General features: G+C 72.5%; 11 protein-coding genes and 1 pseudogene. 6 read left to right on the top strand and 6 right to left on the bottom strand.

The window, feature by feature from the left end; translation table 11 throughout:
• Positions 1-6: 6 nt before the first annotated feature.
• Both ABD355_RS07770 and ABD355_RS07775 read left to right on the top strand, forming a co-directional pair.
• A complete protein-coding gene (locus ABD355_RS07770; protein WP_344399357.1) occupies positions 7-3,243 on the top strand; it encodes a sarcosine oxidase subunit alpha family protein in 3,237 nt (1,078 codons plus the stop codon).
• Positions 3,236-3,838, top strand: a complete 603-nt coding sequence (locus ABD355_RS07775; protein ID WP_344399358.1) for a sarcosine oxidase subunit gamma — start codon at positions 3,236-3,238, stop codon at positions 3,836-3,838. The genes ABD355_RS07770 and ABD355_RS07775 overlap by 8 nt, the downstream gene beginning before the upstream one ends.
• A gap of 48 nt (positions 3,839-3,886) precedes the next feature.
• Here the strand turns inward: ABD355_RS07775 and ABD355_RS07780 are convergent, their stop codons facing one another.
• The 4 genes and pseudogenes from ABD355_RS07780 to ABD355_RS07795 all read right to left on the bottom strand — a co-directional run bounded on the left by ABD355_RS07780 (position 3,887) and on the right by ABD355_RS07795 (position 8,513).
• A complete protein-coding gene (locus ABD355_RS07780) occupies positions 3,887-5,263 on the bottom strand; it encodes an alpha-lytic protease prodomain-containing protein (protein ID WP_344399359.1) in 1,377 nt (458 codons plus the stop codon).
• Positions 5,264-5,454: 191 nt separating this feature from the next.
• Positions 5,455-6,687, bottom strand: a complete 1,233-nt coding sequence (locus tag ABD355_RS07785) for a PP2C family protein-serine/threonine phosphatase (protein WP_344399360.1) — start codon at positions 6,685-6,687, stop codon at positions 5,455-5,457.
• A 25-nt stretch (positions 6,688-6,712) separates the two neighbouring features.
• Positions 6,713-7,265: pseudogene (locus ABD355_RS07790) on the bottom strand (TetR/AcrR family transcriptional regulator).
• Between the two features lie 45 nt (positions 7,266-7,310).
• Positions 7,311-8,513: an erythromycin esterase family protein gene (locus tag ABD355_RS07795; protein WP_344399361.1), complete on the bottom strand. Its 1,203-nt coding sequence runs from the start codon at positions 8,511-8,513 to the stop codon at positions 7,311-7,313.
• 58 nt (positions 8,514-8,571) lie between these two features.
• Here ABD355_RS07795 and ABD355_RS07800 point away from each other — a divergent pair, with 58 nt between their 5' ends.
• From ABD355_RS07800 to ABD355_RS07810, 3 genes are all read left to right on the top strand, one after another.
• Positions 8,572-9,297 (top strand): TioE family transcriptional regulator, encoded by a 726-nt coding sequence (locus ABD355_RS07800; RefSeq protein WP_344399362.1) that lies wholly within the window; start codon positions 8,572-8,574, stop codon positions 9,295-9,297.
• A gap of 62 nt (positions 9,298-9,359) precedes the next feature.
• The gene (locus ABD355_RS07805) at positions 9,360-10,010 is read left to right on the top strand and encodes a DUF6629 family protein (protein ID WP_344399364.1); all 651 of its coding nucleotides are present in this window, start codon (positions 9,360-9,362) and stop codon (positions 10,008-10,010) included.
• 167 nt (positions 10,011-10,177) lie between these two features.
• Positions 10,178-11,101, top strand: coding sequence for an RNA polymerase sigma-70 factor (locus ABD355_RS07810; protein WP_344399366.1), 924 nt, complete (start codon positions 10,178-10,180; stop codon positions 11,099-11,101).
• Positions 11,102-11,193: 92 nt separating this feature from the next.
• Here ABD355_RS07810 and ABD355_RS07815 read toward each other — a convergent pair whose 3' ends face one another.
• Together ABD355_RS07815 and ABD355_RS07820 are read right to left on the bottom strand one after the other, a co-directional pair.
• Positions 11,194-11,448, bottom strand: a complete 255-nt coding sequence (locus tag ABD355_RS07815) for an EF-hand domain-containing protein (RefSeq protein WP_344399368.1) — start codon at positions 11,446-11,448, stop codon at positions 11,194-11,196.
• Positions 11,449-11,524: 76 nt separating this feature from the next.
• Positions 11,525-13,591: a SpoIIE family protein phosphatase gene (locus tag ABD355_RS07820; protein WP_344399369.1), complete on the bottom strand. Its 2,067-nt coding sequence runs from the start codon at positions 13,589-13,591 to the stop codon at positions 11,525-11,527.
• A gap of 201 nt (positions 13,592-13,792) precedes the next feature.
• Here ABD355_RS07820 and ABD355_RS07825 point away from each other — a divergent pair, with 201 nt between their 5' ends.
• Positions 13,793-16,264, top strand: coding sequence for a SpoIIE family protein phosphatase (locus tag ABD355_RS07825; protein WP_425585709.1), 2,472 nt, complete (start codon positions 13,793-13,795; stop codon positions 16,262-16,264).
• The last annotated feature ends 15 nt before the right edge of the window (positions 16,265-16,279 follow it).

Consider the following 16,279-nt stretch of genomic DNA (forward strand, 5'->3'; position numbering starts at 1 on the left):
CGAACCATGCTGTTGATCTCATGCCCGTGGTGCGGGCCCCGCGACGAAGCCGAGTTCCACTACGGCGGCCAGGCGCATGTGGCGTACCCGCAGGACCCGTCGGCGCTGACCGACGAGGAGTGGGCCAAGTACCTGTTCTTCCGCGACAACCCGAAGGGCCCCTTCGCCGAACGCTGGACCCACTCGGCGGGCTGCCGCCGCTGGTTCAACGCGGTACGGGACACGTCGACGAACGAGATCCTGGCGGTGTACCGGACGGGGGAGGCACGCCCGGCCACTGTCGAGCCCCGGCCGACCACTCCTGCCTCGCCGGCGGCCACTCTTGAGCCCCGTTCAGCAAATCCAGCCCGTCCGGCGTTTGAGGACGAGGCCCCTTCAGGGCCGAACGGGGGCCTGGGGGCAGAGCCCCCAGCGACGTCCACGGCGACGGGCCTCCGCCTCGCGACCGGCGGTCGCATCAACCGCGCCGAACCCCTGACCTTCACCTTCGACGGCACCGAATACCAGGGCTTCCGCGGCGACACCCTGGCCTCGGCTCTCCTGGCCAACGGCGTCATCGCGGCCGCGACCAGCATCAAACTCGGCCGACCCCGCGGCATCTTCTCCGCCGGTGTGGAAGAACCCAACGCCGTCATCCAGATCGAGGAACCCTTCCCCGAGCCCATGCTCCCGGCGACGACCGTCGAGCTCTACGACGGCCTGGTCGCCACCAGCCTCCCCGGCCAGGGCCGCCTGGCCACCCGACCGGACCCCGCCCGCTACGACGCCGTACACGCCCACTGCGACCTGCTGATCGTCGGCGCGGGCCCGGCCGGCCTCGCGGCGGCAGCGGCCGCCGCGAGCAGCGGCGCCCGCGTCATCCTCGCCGACGACCGCCCCGAACTCGGCGGCAGCCTCCTCGGCACCGGCGAACTCCCCGGCTGGGCGGACGAGTTGGGCGCCCGGCTGGAGTCCGCCCCCGAGGTCCGCGTACTGCGCCGTACCACCGTCTTCGGCTACTACGACGACAACCACCTCCTGGCCGTGGAGCGCCGCACCAACCACCTCGGCGCCGCGGCCCCGGCGAACATGTCCCGCGAGCGCGTCCACCGCATCCGCGCCCGCCGTGTCGTCCTCGCCACCGGCGCCCACGAACGCTCGCTGGCCTTCGCGGACAACGACCGCCCCGGCATCATGCTGGCCGCCTCGGCCCGCACCCACCTGCACCGCCACGGCGTCCTGCCCGGCCGTCACGCGGTCGTGTTCACCACCAACGACAGCGCCTACGCCGCCGCACTCGACCTCGCCGCGGCAGGCGTCCGGATCGCCGCGATCGTCGACACCCGCCCCGCACCGGGCGAGTGGGCGGACCGCGCCCGCGCCGCGGGCATCGAGGTGCTCGCCGGGTACGCGGTGACCGGCACCGAGGGCGAGGCGCGGCTGACCGCCGTGAGCGTGGCGCCGTACGGGGAGACCGCGGCGCAGCGGGAGTTCGCCGCGGACCTGCTGCTGGTCTCCGGCGGCTGGAACCCGGTGGCGCACCTGTTCAGCCAGGCGGGCGGCAAGCTCCGCTACGACGAGGCGCTCGGCACCTTCGTGCCCGACGTCGTCCGGCAGGCCGTCGAGGTCGCGGGCAGCGCGAACGGCACCTTCGACCTGGCGGCCGTGCTCGCCCAGGGTGCCGCCGCCGGTGCCCGGGCGATCGAGGCCGAGGGCTACACCCCGGACGCCCCGGCGCTCCCGGCCGTGCCCGCCCAGCCGCAGGGAACGCCTCCCATGCAGGTCTTCACCGTCCCCGGCCGCGAAGGCGCCCCCCGCTTCGTCGACCTCCAGCGCGACGTCACGGTCGACGACCTGGCGCGCGCGACCGGCGCCGGCATGCGCTCGGTCGAGCACACCAAGCGCTACACCACGGCCGGTACCGCCAACGACCAGGGCAAGACCTCCGGCGTCCTGGCCAGCGGTGTGGTCGCCGACCTGCTCGGCGTGGACATCTGCGCGCTCGGCACCACCACCTTCCGGCCGCCCTACACGCCCGTCTCCTTCGCGGCCCTGGCCGGCCGGGACCGGGGCGTGCTGAGCGACCCCGTCCGCACCACCGCCCTGCACGGATGGCACGTCGAACACGGCGCGCTGTTCGAGAACGTCGGCCAGTGGAAGCGTCCCTGGTACTACCCGCAGGACGGCGAGGACATGGACACGGCCGTGCTGCGCGAGTGCGCGGCCACCCGCGAGAGCGTGGGCTTCATGGACGCCTCCACCCTCGGCAAGATCGACGTACAGGGCCCGGACGCCGGCGTCTTCCTCGACCTGCTCTACACCAACATGATGAGCACCCTGAAGGTCGGCATGATCCGCTACGGCGTGATGTGCAAACCGGACGGCATGGTCTTCGACGACGGCACGGTCATCCGTCTCGCCCCGGACCGCTTCCTGGTCACCACGACCACCGGCAACGCGGCGACCGTACTGGACTGGATGGAGGAGTGGCTGCAGACCGAGTGGCCGGAGCTGAAGGTGCACTGCACCTCGGTCACCGAGCAGTGGGCCACCGTCGCCCTGGTCGGCCCGAAGTCCCGCGACGTCCTCGCCTCCCTCGCTCCCCAACTGGCCGTCTCCAACGACGACTTCCCGTTCATGGCCTGGCGGGAGACGACCGTCGCGGGCATCGAGGCGCGCGTGTGCCGGATCAGCTTCTCCGGTGAACTCGCCTATGAGATCAACGTGTCGCCGTGGGAGGCCCTCGCCCTGTGGGAGGCCGTGTACGAGGCCGGTGCCCCGTACGGCATCACCCCGTACGGCACCGAGACCATGCACGTCCTGCGCGCCGAGAAGGGCTACCCGATCATCGGGCAGGACACCGACGGCACGATCACCCCGCACGACCTGGGGATGAGCTGGGCGGTGTCGAAGAAGAAGCCGGACTTCATCGGCAAGCGCTCCTTCGCCCGCGCCGACACCGTACGCCCGGACCGCAAGCACCTGGTCGGCCTGCTCCCGGAGGACCCCGGCACCTTCCTCCCCGAGGGCACCCAGCTGGTCGCCGACAGCGAGCTGCCCGCGCCACCCGTCCCGATGCTCGGCCATGTCACCTCCAGCTACCGCAGTGCCGCCCTGGGCCGCACCTTCGCGCTGGCCCTCGTCAAGGGCGGCCGGGACCGCATCGGCGAGCGGCTGTACGCACCCGTGGGCGACCGCCTGGTCCCGGTGACCGTGGCCGGCCCCGTCCTCTACGACCCCGAGGGAGCCCGCCGCGATGGCTGACACCGCACTCACCACCCCGCCCCGCAGCCCCCTGGCGCCCTACGCCGACCGCCTGGCCGCGGCGACCCGCACCTCCCAGGGCGCCGTCCGGCTGGCCGAACTCCCCTTCCTGGCCCAGGTGAACGTCCGTCTGGACGCCAAGGGCGGAGCGGCCGACGCCGTCGGGCTCGCGCTGGGCCTGCAGCTGCCGCTCGAACCCAACACGGCCGTCCGCGCGGGGGAGTCGACCGCGCTGTGGCTCGGCCCGGACGAATGGCTGGTGGTGGGCCCGCCGGGCAGCGAGCGGGACCTGGAGAACCGGATCCGGGCGGCCGCCGGAGAGGAGCCCGTCGCCGTCACCGACGTCTCCGCCCAGCGCACCACCCTCCTCGTCTCCGGCCCCAGCGCCCGCGACCTGCTGGCCCACGGCTGCGCACTGGACCTGCACCCGCGCGCCTTCGGCAGCGGCCGCTGCGCCCAGACGACGCTGGGCCGCACCCAGGTCGTCCTGGTCGCCCGGGACGAACCCGGCGCCGGATTCTGGGTCCTGGTCCGTTCGTCCTTCGCCGGCTACCTGACGGACTGGTTGTTGGACGCTGCGACCGAATACATCTGAGCGGGCGGTGCGGGGGCGCGGCCCCCGCACCGCAAGCCCCCGCGGCCGCTACATCCGCTGCCACAGGGCCGGCGTGCCCTCCGGTGACCAGGCACCCTGCGCCTGGTGGGTCTGCAGGCACTGGTAGCGCACGCCCGCGACGGTCACCGTGGCGCCGACCTCGTAGACACGGCCGACGGACCATGCGCTCGCCGTGGCGGAGCCCTGCGGGGCGGGCGGGCCGGTCTGCACGGACGCCGTCTTCAGGGTGAGGCCGAAGGTGCTGAGGATCGGGTTGACCGGCTGGAAGAAGGTGGTCCCGCCGGCCGTGCAGTCGCCGGAGCCGCCGGAGGTGACGCCCTGCGCCTGGGCGCCGGAGAGGAACGGCCCGCCGGAGTCACCCGGTTCGCTGCACACCGTGGTCCGGGTCAGGCCGTCGACGGTGCCCTGGGCGTAGTCGACCGACGCGTTGTGCTGCTCGATCGTGCCGCAGTGCCATCCGCTGGTCGAGCCGGAGCGGCAGACCGACGCCCCGACGAGACCCTGGACCGAGCCCGCGACCTGAGTGTTCCTGCCGCCCGAGCCCTTGACGTCGGCCGTGGCGGTCCAGTTGCTGTTGACGGCCACCCAGGACATGTCCTTGCCGGGGAAGGTGGACGCCTGGAAGGTGCCCTGGTCGGCCTTGTTGTAGCCGGTGGTCTTGTCGCCGGCCTTGCCGCAGTGGCCGGCGCTGACGAAGCCCTGCTGCTGGCCCTTGGTGATGGAGAAGCCGATGGAGCAGCGGGCGGCGTTGTTGATGTAGTAGGCCTCGCCGCCGACGAGGTCCGCCATCAGCCGCGGCCGGTCCTTCGTCAGCCGGACCGCCACACCGCGGTCCGCCACCCCCGCGGCCTTGAGAAAGGCGGCGGCCGCCGACTGCCTGGTCGCCTCGACGACGACCCGGTTCGCCGGCACGTCCACGTACCAGACCGGGGTGTCGTGCGTCTTCACACGGACGGCGGCCGCGTCCAGCTTCGCCTTGACGGCATCGAGGGCGCTGAGCGGCGCCTTGACGACCACGGCCTTGGCGCCCTGCGCCTTGATGGCGGGCACGTCCTCGGCATGGGTGGTCGCGACGGTGAGCTCGGCGGAGGTCTTCCCGCTCACCCAGGCTCCGGCGAAGTGCCCGCCCAGGGCGTTGTGCAGCCGGCCCGCACGGGTGCCCGCCTCCTCCTCGTTGACCAGCCGGGTGGCCGCCTGCGCCCGCGTCAGATGCAGGTCGCGCTGCATCGCGCTGAGGATCTGCGCGGACGGTTTGTCGGCGCCGAGCGACCGGGCTCCGGCGGGCAGGGGCCCCGGTGCGGGCGGCGGGGCGGCCGCCGCGACCGCGGGGATCCCGGTGAGGACGAGGGTGCCGAGTGCGGCCAGGGCGGCGCGGTGCCTGCCCGCTGCATGTCTGCCGACCATGCGGTGTACCTCCTGAGTACGGGGGAGACTGAGGCGAATCCGTAGGCGGCCTTGCCGCAAAGGCCCGGAACGATGTCAAAGGCGAGCGTCTTTCGCGCTTTGGGGGACGCCTGGGGTGCCATGTGCAGTACGACGGGCATGGGTGAGCGTCGGCCGGAGGCAGTTCCCGTGCGGCCGTCTTCGCAGGAGCGCTACAGGCTGACGACCACCAGCGCGGTGTCGTCGGTGTTGCCCGTGGCGGGGAGGAGGTCGGCCAGCAGGGCGTCGGCCAGGTCCTCGGGAGCGGTCCGGCGGTGGCGGGCCAGGCAGTCGGCGAGGCGGCCCAGGCTGGTGTCGATGTCCTCGCTGCGGCGCTCGATCAGACCGTCGGTGTACAGCACCAGGGTGTCGCCCTGTGCGAAGGGAACACGGGCCTGGGGGCGGGCGACACGGCCGGGGCGCGCGTCGATCGGCGGGTCGGTGGCCTGGTCGAGGAAGGACACGGTGCCGTCGGGGTGCAGTACGGCGGGCGGCGGATGGCCGGCGCAGCTGTAGGTGATGCTGTGCCCGCCCCAGTCGATGAAGGTCGTCGCCACCGTGGCGGACTCGGCCCCGTCGACGGAGCAGGCGTACATGTCGAGGGCCTCCAGCGCCTGCGCAGGTCCCTCGGCGACCCGGGTGGCCGCGCTCAGCGCGCTGTGCAGCTGCCCCATGGCGCAGGCGGCCGCCAGACCGTGACCGACGACATCGCCGACCGCGACCGCCATCCGGTCGCCCGGCAGGTCCACCAGGTCGTACCAGTCACCGCACACGTTCAGGTCACCGATGGCGGGCCGGTAGCGCACGGCGGCCTGATGAGGACCGAGATGCCTCGGGGTGGGCATCATCGCCGTCTGCAGGGCCAGGGCGACCTCGCGCTCATGGGCGTGGGCCCTGCGCAGCCGCTCGTTGACCTCCTGCAGTTCCCGGGCGCGGGTGTAGAGCTCGGCCTCCAGCACGCTCGCCCGGTCGCTGTCGGCCAGGCTGCCGCGGGCACGCAGGAGTTGGGTGACCTCCTCGACCCGGTGCACGACCAGCACCACCTTCCCGTCCGGGCCGAGGACGGGGGCGTTGACCGGGCTCCAGAAGTGCTCCTGCCAGTGGCCGGGGCGCTGGGCGTCCTCGATGTCGTAGCGGAGCACCGCCATGGTGTCCCGCTCGCCGGTGGCCACCACGCGCAGCATCGACTCCCGGGTCTCCCGCATGCCGGCGGCGGCCGGGTCGTTGGGGTTCTCCGGAAAGACGTCGAAGATGTAGCGGCCGAGGAGCTGCTCCCGGGAACGCCCGGCCAGCTGCGCGAAGTCGTCGTTGACGTCGACGTAGACCAGCTCGGGCGTCAGCAGCGCCACCATGCCGGGCAGGGCCTGGAAGACCGCCGCGTAGTCGATCGGTTGCGGTTTCCTCATGTGCTGCCTGCCTTGGCGCCAACCATCAGTGTGTTCCCACGATAGAAGCGAATGCGGCAGGCGGCCGTTCAGACAGAGGGCGAGGCCGACATACGGGCGCGGCGTCGAAGAGCAGCCGCGCGTGCAGCTCGAACACCGCCACCAGGTCGACGGCATCCCCGTTGATCTCCCGGTGCACGAACAGGCCGTCGGCGCCGGCGAGGGCGTAGCCGGTCAGGATCTGTACGTCGGCCTCGGCCAGGTCCGGGAACAGTTCCCTGACCACCTCGGCCGTCCGCTGCCGGGCGATGTCGCGGACCTGGAGGAACACCGCGCGGCCGCGCGGCTCCGTGGGGCGGCGCTCCAGGGCGAGCATCAGGCCCAGGCGCAGGAAGTCCGGGACGTCGACCAACGCCTTCGCGACGTTCGCCGCCATCGCCGTGACCCGCTCCAGCGGCGTTCCGTCCTCTTCACCCGGCAGCTCGACGGCTGGCGAGCAGCCCGCACTTGGCGCCGACCGCCGCGATGGACGTGCCCTCGTAGCCGCGCTCGCCCGCGATCTCCACGGTGGCGTCGAGAATGCGGCGGCGGGACTGCACACCGTTGGCAGGCGCTACAGCAGGATCGAGGGGCGGTTGCGGACATCAGCCCTGTGGGAGGTCCTTGACGAATACGATCCCGTCGCTGTCCGCCAGGTGGGCCGGGTCGAACGGGGCGTAGCCGAACCAGGGGGACACGCGGAGCGCGGGCCGGGTGTCGCCTAGGGCGGCGGCCAGCCGGGAGGCGTCCACGACGCACCGGTCCTCGGGGAGGGCGTACAGGAGCCCTTCGAGGGTGTCCGGCGGTGGGGTGTCCACTCCCTGGTGCCGGATCGTGCCGAGGGCCGTGGCGACGAAGGCGTACGCCTCACCCAGCCGGGTGCTCGCGAGCGCACCTGCGCTCCACCACTCCAGCCGCATCCCGCCCATCCGCATCGAGCTCTTCTCCCGCTGGAGATGGGCGTTGTGGGCGTGGACGAGCACCGGGCCCCGTTCGGCGAGGGCGAGCAGGTTGTGGGCCATCATCTGGTCGCGCACGCTCGCCAGTCGGGCCAGGCGGGCCGGTGAGGTGTCGGCCATCCAGTGGTGGTAGCGCAGCAGGCCGGTTGCGGTACGTCCGTACAGGCGCGCCCGGTCCCAGTCGTCCCGGGAGGTCGCCGCGATCAGGTGCGGTGTCTGCGCGTCGAGCAGCGCCACCAGGTCGTCGGTGAGAAGTCGCAGCTCCCGGGCCTCGGCCGACCGCCCGACGGACCGGGCCGGGTCCGTCATCACCGCGGGATCGGTCCACCGGTCGTCGGTGCCGAGCAGGCGGTCGAGGCTTTCCGCGGTGCAGGGGAGCAGGGCCGTGTCCACCCGGGCCGCCAGGTAGTCGTGGAGCGCGGTGAGAGCCTCGCGGGGGCTCGCGGCGCCGGTCATCTCCAGGGGGCCGTCGAGACCGGCGAAGCGGAGCCGCTCGGACTCGGGGCGGCCGTCGTTGTGGGAGCGCATCCAGCGGACCAGTGCGCGGTTGGCCGCCAAGGCGCCCCAACCGTGGCTGAATCCGTGCTCCATGACCTCGTCGAGGGTGCCCGTGCCGGCGCTGACGTACTCGTCCACGACCAGGCCCCGCAGGCAGTCGCTCTCGATCGTGATCGTCCGGTAGCCCTCCTGCTCGACCAGCTGCCGGAAGAGCTCGTTGCGCAGGTCGAGCAGGGCGTCCTCGCCGTGGGTGGGCTCACCCAGCGCGAGGATCCGCGGACGGGCCGGCAGCAGCCCCATGACGGCGGCCGCCTCTAAGGCATGGGTGGTGTCCTTGATGTCGGGTGCCATGCCTTCAACGCTATCGTTGAACCTTCGGTGGAGACTTTCGCGCGGAATCGGCGGACTCGTGGGACGTAACCCTCAAAGCGGTGAGCGGCTCAGACCGGTTGATCTGGCGCGCGGTCATGGTCTGTCCACGCAGGCGATCAGGAACTACGAGGAGGCCGGCATCCTTCCGGCCGCCGCTCGCACACCCCACGGCTACCGCACCTACACCCCGCTGCACGCGGCAGCCCTGCGTGCGTTCCTCGCCCTGCTGCCCGGCCACGGCCATCGGACGGCGACGTCGATCATGCGGGCCGTGAACGAGGAAGCGGCCGAGGAGGCGTTCCGACTCATCGACGAGAGCCATGCCCAGCTCCTCGAAGACCGCCGTACCCTCCAGGCCGTGGAGAGCGCCCTGCGCGACCTGGGCCCCCGCACGGCGTCCGAGCCGGAGGCAGGCGCCGGGGGCGTGTTCATCGGTCCGCTGGCGGGCAAGCTCGGCATCCGGCCAGCGACCCTGCGCAAGTGGGAGCGCGCCGGGCTGGTGCGTCCCGGTCGCGACCCGCTGACCGGGTACCGCGTCTACGACGAGTCCGCTGTGCGGGACGCACGGCTGGTCCACCAGCTCAGACGGGGCGGCTATCTGCTGGAGCAGATCGCCCCGCTGATCGAGCAGGTTCGGGCGGCCGGCGGTCTTGAGCCGCTGGAGGCCGCACTGGGCGACTGGCGCAGCCGGCTGTCCGCCCGCGGGCGGGCGATGCTGACCGGCGCCGCCGAGCTGGAGGCGTACCTCCGCAAACGTGGCTGAGACTCCTGCGTCGCCGCAGGCACCGCTGGAATTGCCGAGCGGGCACCGCCAAGGTGGTGACCATGTGCTGGAGTGCGACGGCCGATCTCGCGGCGGGTGCCGGGATCACCTGCGTCGGGGTGGCCTGCGTGACGCGCGTGCACCGGATCGGCGATCTCCCCCTTGCCGCGCTGCCGGTGCTGCTCGGCGTCCATCAGCTGGTCGAGGCGCGGGTCTGGCAGGTCGGGGGCGGCACCGGATGGGCCACTGTCGCCTGGGCCGTGATCGCACTTCCCCTGCTTGCGGTGTGGGTGCCGCTGGCCGTGCTCAGCGCCGTTCCGAGGGATGCCGCAGCCCGGCTGACGATTCCCCTGGTCTGCGGCGTCGCGACCGCGGCCGTGCTGGCGTACGCCGTCGCCACCCGTCCCGTGCGGGCCGAGATCCGCGGGCACACCGTCGGCTACGTCATCGGGCTGCCCTATGCGGGCCTGCTCATCGCGGGGTATCTGCTGGCCACGGTCGGGGCGTTGCTGCTGTCCGGTGACCGCTGGCTGGTGGCGCTCGGCGTGCTGGCCGGGGTGGGGGCGCTGGTGTGCTGGGCGCTGTGGCGGCTGGAGTTCGTCTCGACCTGGTGCGCGGTCGCGGCGGCGTGCTCGGTGGTGGTGCTCGGGTGGGTGGTGGGCCGGCGGCCGAGGTCTCGCAGCACCGTTCGGCCTGCCCCCGACACGGTGTGAACCGGCGCGCTGAGGACGCTTCCGCGGCCGGGAGACGCAGGTCACATTCGGCCATGTCACAGGGGGCCCGGCCACCCCGTCTCAGAGGGTGTGGGCACTGACGACGGCAGGGGAGCGCACACCATGGACGCGTGCCGTGGGGGCACCTCGGGGGGAAGGGGATCGGCGTGAGCAAGGTCGAGGAGTTCGAGGAGCTGCGGCCGCTGCTGTTCTCGATCGCCTACCGGATTCTGGGCAGCGTGAGTGAGGCCGAGGACGCGGTGCAGGAGGCGTGGCTGCGGTTCGACGGCTCGGCGACCCGGCCCGCGTCGACCAAGGCGTACCTGTCGGCCGTGGTGACCCGGATCTCGATCGATGTGCTGCGTTCCGCGCGGGTGCGGCGGGAGGAGTATGTCGGGCCGTGGTTTCCCGAGCCGCTGCTCGCCGACCCGTACCAGGATCCGGCGCGGTCGGTGGAGCTGGCCGACTCGGTGTCGATGGCGGCGCTGGTGCTGCTGGAACGGCTCAGCCCGCTGGAGCGGGCGGTGTTCGTGCTGCGCGAGGTGTTCGCCTTCGGGTTCGACGACATCGCGGCGGCGGTGGGGCGCTCGGAGGCGGCATGCCGGCAACTGCTGGTGCGGGCGCGGCGGCACATGCAGGACGGACGGCCCCGGTTCGCGGCGGACCGTGAGGGCCGGGAGGAGCTGGCGACGCGGTTCTTCGACGCGCTGAGGAACGGCGATGTGGGCGGGCTGCAGAGCCTGCTGGCCGCCGATGCGCAGCTGGTCGGGGACGGTGGCGGCAAGGCCCCGCAGCTGGCCAGGGCGGTCATGGGCGCGGAGAACGTGGCCCGGCTGCTGGGCACGGTCTTCCCCTGGCTGATCCGGGTCGACGTGACGTTCGAGCTGCACGAGGTCAACGGCCAGCCCGGCGCGATCTTCCGCGACCGGGACGGCAGGATCCTGCAGACCATGGCCCTCGATGTCCTCGACGGCCGGATCCAGACCGTCCGCGCGGTGCTCAACCCCGACAAGCTCGGCCACCTCGGCCCGGTCGGCGACGCGTGGGCCGTCGACCGCGAGGTCAAGCGGGCCCGCCGCCAGGGCAACTGACCGCCGAGAGGTCCGCCTGCTCATGACGTGGTGCTCACGCGGGTGCGGATCGCCACCGTGTCGCCGAGGACCGGTCGGCAGTTCGGCGCGCGTCACTGCCAGCCGAAGCGGCGGTCCACCAGGGCCGCGAACTCCTCCAGGGTCAGTATGGCGTCGCCGTTCTGGTCGGCGGCGTCGAAGAGGGCGGAGGAGTCCTCGGCGTCCCCCAGGGCCCAGAACGGCAGATCTCCCGACGCGGCCAGGGTCGGGCCCTTGGTCCGCAGGGCGATGATCACCTCTTCCCGGGTCAGCGTTCCGCTGTTGTCGAGATCGAGCGCCTCGAACAGTTTCCGTGCCTTGTCACTCATCTTGTCGCCCCCGTTTCCTTTCACCCGTCACGAAGGAGAACGCCTCTCCCGTCACCCCGGTTCCCCGCCGTACCCGCTAGAGGGCCCGGGCGACGAGCAGGGCGACGTCGTCGTGGTCGTCGGGGTGGCGCAGCCCGTAGAGCAGGAGGTCGCAGGTCTCCTCCAGGGAGCGGTGGGGTTCGTCGAGGAAGCCGAGCAGGACGCCGAGGCGGTCGTCGATGGGGTGGTGGCGGGTCTCGACGAGGCCGTCGGTGTACAGGACCAGCAGATCGCCGGGGTCGAGCCGGGCGGTGGTGGTCTCGAAGGCGATGCCGCCGACGCCGAGCGGGGCACCGGAGGGCAGGTCGAGCAGCTCGGCGGCGCGGCCGGGGCCCGCCAGGGCGGGCGGCATGTGGCCGGCGTTGGCGAACTGGCACCGCCGCGTGTGCGGGTCGTAGACCGCGTAGAGACAGGTGACGATGTAGTGCTCCAGATCGCAGGTGATCTTGTCGAGGTGCTGGAGCACGGCGTCGGGGGCGAGGTCGAGGTCCGCGTAGGCGCAGGTGGCGGTGCGCAGCCGGCCCATGGTGGCGGCGGCGTCGATACCGTTGCCCATGACGTCGCCGACGACCAGGGCGGTCCGGTCGTCGCTGAGGGGGATGACGTCGTACCAGTCGCCGCCGACCTCGCTGGTGGCCTGGGCGGGCTGGTAGCGGGAGGCGAGTTCCAGCCCCGCGTGCTCGGGCGGGTGGTCGGGCAGCAGGCTGCGCTGGAGGGTGAGGGCGGTGTTGCGCACGCTCTGGAACCAGCGGGCGTTGTCGATGGCCACGGCCGCACGCCCGGCCAGCTCGCTCGCAAGGACGACGTCGTCCTCGTCGAAGGGGAGCGGGTTGGTGGTGCGCTTGAGGTCCAGGGCGCCCAGTATCTCGCCGTGCGCGATCAGCGGTACGGCGAGATAGGAGTGGACGCCGGCCCGGGCCAGCAGCGAACCGGCCTCGGCGTCCCGGGCGATGCGCGGCAGATCGCGCTCGCCGACATGCCGTACCAGCACCGGCCGGCCGGTGTGCACGCACAGGGTGACCAGGCGGTCCCCCTCGTAGGCCGCGAGGCCGCCGGGCGGGTCGGCCGCGCGCAGCGCCACGGTCGGCTGGGCCGCCTTGAGCGCGAGGGCACGGAAGAGCTCCGGGCCGTCGTCCGGCCGGCGCGAACGGCGACAGGCCAGCGCGGAGTCGAGGACGTCCACGGCGACCACGTCGGCGAGCTGCGGCACGGCGATCTCGGCCAGTTCACGGGCGGTCTCCTCCACCTCCAGCGTCGTGCCCACCCGCACCGAGGCGTCCGCGATGAGGGCCAGGCGGCGCCGGGCCCGGTCGGCCTCGGCGGCGGCCCGGTGCCGTTCGGTGACGTCGACGACCGAGGCGGCCGCACCCAGCACCCGCCCGCCGGGATCCTCCAGACGGTAGAAGGACAGCGACCAGGCGTGCTCGTGCTCGGGATCGGTCCGCGGGCGGCCCACGTGGTACTGGTCGAGCAGCGGGGTCCCGGTGGTGAGCACCTGCAGCAGCGCGCTCTCGATGGTGCCCACGTCGGGCAGCGGCAGGGTCTCCCTCAGTCCACGGCCCACATGGTCCTCGGCGGGGATGCCGTCGATGCGCTCCAGCGCCGGGTTGACCAGGAGGTACCGCAGATCCGGATCGAGCAGGGCCAGGCCGATCGGGGACTGGTTGATCAGCCGCTCGCACAGGGCCAGGTCGGTCTCGACCCGCTGCAGCAGATTGTGGTCGGCGGCGATGCCGAGGGCGTACATGTCCCCGAGGTCGTCCTGGAGCCGCATGTTGCGGAACTCCATCAGGCGGGTGCTGCCGTCCTTGTGCCGGATGGGGAAGGCGCCCGCCCAGCTCCGTCCGGTCTCCAGCACCTCCGCGAAAAGCTTGACCACGGACTTCAGGTGCTCGGGGTGGATGAACAGCCGGGCCGCGTACTTGCCGAGGGCCTCCTGTGCGCTGTATCCGAACAGCTCCTCGGCCTGCGGGGTCCAGAACACGATGCGTCCGTCGGCGTCGACGACCGTCGCGGCCACGCTCAGGACGTCCAGCAGACCGGTCGGCGGGGGCGACTCGAAATCGTCCGCAGCACCGTCGGACCCGAAGGATTCGGCTGTCATCCCGCAACCACCTCCACCGTTCGGCGGGATCCGCGGACCCCGGCCGACATCACCGCCATCCGGGTTCCGACCAGCGGCACTTCCATGCTCCCTCCGGTCCGCGAAGGGCGGAAGCGCTGCGGACGGGGCGGGGGAGTCCGCCAGAGCCGTGCGGATCGGGCGGACAAGCAGGAACATGGTCGTGTAGAGGACGGCACCCGGATGGCACCCATGGATCCTGCGCGAGAAGCATCCGACGGGCCGACGCCCTCAGGGCCGCGCGAACTCCTCGACGCGTCCACCGACGCGGCGGCGGTCGTGTCCGCGGCGGGCGTCGTGCTCGGCTGGACCCGGGGCGCGGAAGCACTGCTCGGCCTCCCCGCGTCCGAGGTGGTCGGCGGCTCCGCCGCGCGCCTGGTGGCGATGCCCGCCGACCCGGCACGGGTGGCTGCCGTGGCGCAGCGGTGCCGCGCCGGAATGGGCTGGAGCGGTCTCATCTCCGTCCGGCACCGTGACGGCCGGAGCCTCGATGTCGACCTGCGGGTCTCCGCGTCCTTCCGGATCGGCGCGGACGAGTGCTTCCTGCTGTCGGCACGGGAGCGGCGGCAGCAGTGGTCGGTCGGCCAGTCCGTCCTCGACGGGTTCCTGACGCGTTCCCCCATCGGCATGGCCGTGATGGACGAGGAACTGCGCTATGTCTGGCTCAACGACACCCTGGAACGCTTCGGCGGAGTGCCCCGCGAGCAGCGGCTGGGACGTCGGCTGAGTGAACTGCTGCCCGGGCTGCAGGGGGCCGCCATCGAGGGACTGATGCGCAAGGTCCTGGACACCGGAGTCCCCGTCACCGACTACGAGTACCTCGGCTGGAGCTGGGCCGACCCGCACCGCCAGCACGCCTACTCGACGTCCTTCTTCCCGCTGGTGGACGCCGACGAGTCCGTCACCGGAGTCTGCTACATGGTCCAGGACGTCACCGAGCGGTGGACCGCCCGCCGGCTGCTGACGCTGGTCAACGAGGCCGGCACGTGCGTCGGCACCACCCTGGACGTGATGCGGACGGCTCAGGAACTCGCCGACTTCGCCGTACCCCGCTTCGCCGACTTCGTCGTCGTGGACCTGCTGGAGCCCGTGCTCAGCACCGAAGGCCACGGCGCATGGCTGACCGACGCCGGGCCGGCCTCCGTCGGACCGGTGATGCGTCGCGCAGGAATGAGCTCGGTGCGCGAGGGCTGCCCGGAGGCCGTGGTACGGGTCGGGGACCGAGCGGGATTCCTGCCACCCGCGCACGATGTGAACCTGCTCGTCGACGGCGAGCCGATCCTGCTGCCCGTCCTCGATCCGTCCGACGAGCGATGGATCACCGAACAGCCCGAACGAGCAGCAAAGATAAAGGAGTTCGGGCTGCACTCCTTCATCGCCGTGCCGATGCGGGCACGCAACACCATCCTGGGCATCACCACGTTCATGCGGTCGCTCAATCCCGTCCAGTTCCAGCCCGACGACGTCCTGCTGGCCCGGGAGCTGGTGGCACGGGCGGCGCTGTGCGTCGACAACGCCCGCCGGTACACCCGGGAACACACCGCGGCCGTCACCCTGCAGCGCAGTCTGCTGCCGCAGGCCCTGACCGGCGGAACCGCGGTGGAGGTGGCCTCGGCCTATCTGCCGGCGGATCCGACGGACGGGGTGGGCGGCGACTGGTTCGACGTGATCCAGCTGTCCGGGGGCCGGGTCGGCCTAGTCGTCGGCGATGTGGTGGGGCACGGCATCACCGCCGCGGCGACCATGGGACGGCTGCGCACGGCGGTGCAGACCCTCGCCGACATGGAGCTGCCGCCCGACGAACTGCTCGCGCACCTCGACGACCTGGTGCTGCGGCTGAGCGCCGAGCGCACCGACGACGAGGCGGCCCACCGCAGCACCACCGCCTTCCTCGGGGCGACCTGCCTGTACGCCGTCTACGACCCGGTCACCCGGCGGTGCACGATGGCCCGCGCCGGACACCCGCCGCCGGTCGTCGTGGCACCCGACGGGCAGGTGTCCTTCCCGGAGCCGCCGGCCGGGCCGCCGCTCGGCCTCGGCGGGATGGCGTTCGAGGCCACCGAGATCGAGCTCGCCGAGAACAGCCTGATCGGCCTCTACACCGACGGCCTCATCGAGGGCTCCGACGGCGACATGGAGCTGGGCATGTCCCGGCTCGGCGAACTGCTGTCCCGCTCCGACCTCGACCTCTCCACGCTGTGCACCTCCGCGGTACGGCAACTCGTGCCCGTGCCGCAGCCCGACGACATCGCCCTCCTCCTGGCGCGCACCCACGCCCTCGGTGCCGACCACGTCGCCTCGTGGCAGGTGCCGGTGGACCCGGCCGCCGTCGCCGACGTCCGCGCCCGCGCCACCCGCCAGGTCGCCGCCTGGGGGCTGGAGGACCTGGCCATGACGACGGAACTCGTCGTCAGCGAACTGGTCACCAACGCGATCCGCTACGCCGAACCCCCCATCCGGCTACGGCTCATCCGCGACTCCCACCTGACCTGCGAGGTCGCCGACGCCAGCAGCACGGCCCCCCGGCTGCGGCACGCCCGCAGCACCGACGAGGGCGGCCGCGGCCTCTTCCTGGTCGCCCAGCTGACCGATCGCTGGGGCGCCCGTTACACGCCCGACGGAAAGATCATCTGGGCGGAGCAGGAGATTCCGTGACGGGGTGCGGCGGGG

The organism is Streptomyces longisporus (assembly GCF_039532765.1).
In the GTDB taxonomy this organism is placed as follows: Bacteria; Actinomycetota; Actinomycetes; order Streptomycetales; family Streptomycetaceae; genus Streptomyces; species Streptomyces longisporus.

Coding starts and splice junctions, on each gene's coding strand:
- ABD355_RS07795 (WP_344399361.1), bottom strand. CDS start 8,513: ATGGCACCCGACATCAAGGACACCACCCATGCCTTAGAGGCGGCCGCC.
- ABD355_RS07775 (WP_344399358.1), top strand. CDS start 3,236: ATGGCTGACACCGCACTCACCACCCCGCCCCGCAGCCCCCTGGCGCCC.
- ABD355_RS07780 (WP_344399359.1), bottom strand. CDS start 5,263: ATGGTCGGCAGACATGCAGCGGGCAGGCACCGCGCCGCCCTGGCCGCA.
- ABD355_RS07805 (WP_344399364.1), top strand. CDS start 9,360: ATGTGCTGGAGTGCGACGGCCGATCTCGCGGCGGGTGCCGGGATCACC.
- ABD355_RS07770 (WP_344399357.1), top strand. CDS start 7: ATGCTGTTGATCTCATGCCCGTGGTGCGGGCCCCGCGACGAAGCCGAG.
- ABD355_RS07785 (WP_344399360.1), bottom strand. CDS start 6,687: ATGAGGAAACCGCAACCGATCGACTACGCGGCGGTCTTCCAGGCCCTG.
- ABD355_RS07825 (WP_425585709.1), top strand. CDS start 13,793: ATGGCACCCATGGATCCTGCGCGAGAAGCATCCGACGGGCCGACGCCC.
- ABD355_RS07815 (WP_344399368.1), bottom strand. CDS start 11,448: ATGAGTGACAAGGCACGGAAACTGTTCGAGGCGCTCGATCTCGACAAC.
- ABD355_RS07820 (WP_344399369.1), bottom strand. CDS start 13,591: ATGACAGCCGAATCCTTCGGGTCCGACGGTGCTGCGGACGATTTCGAG.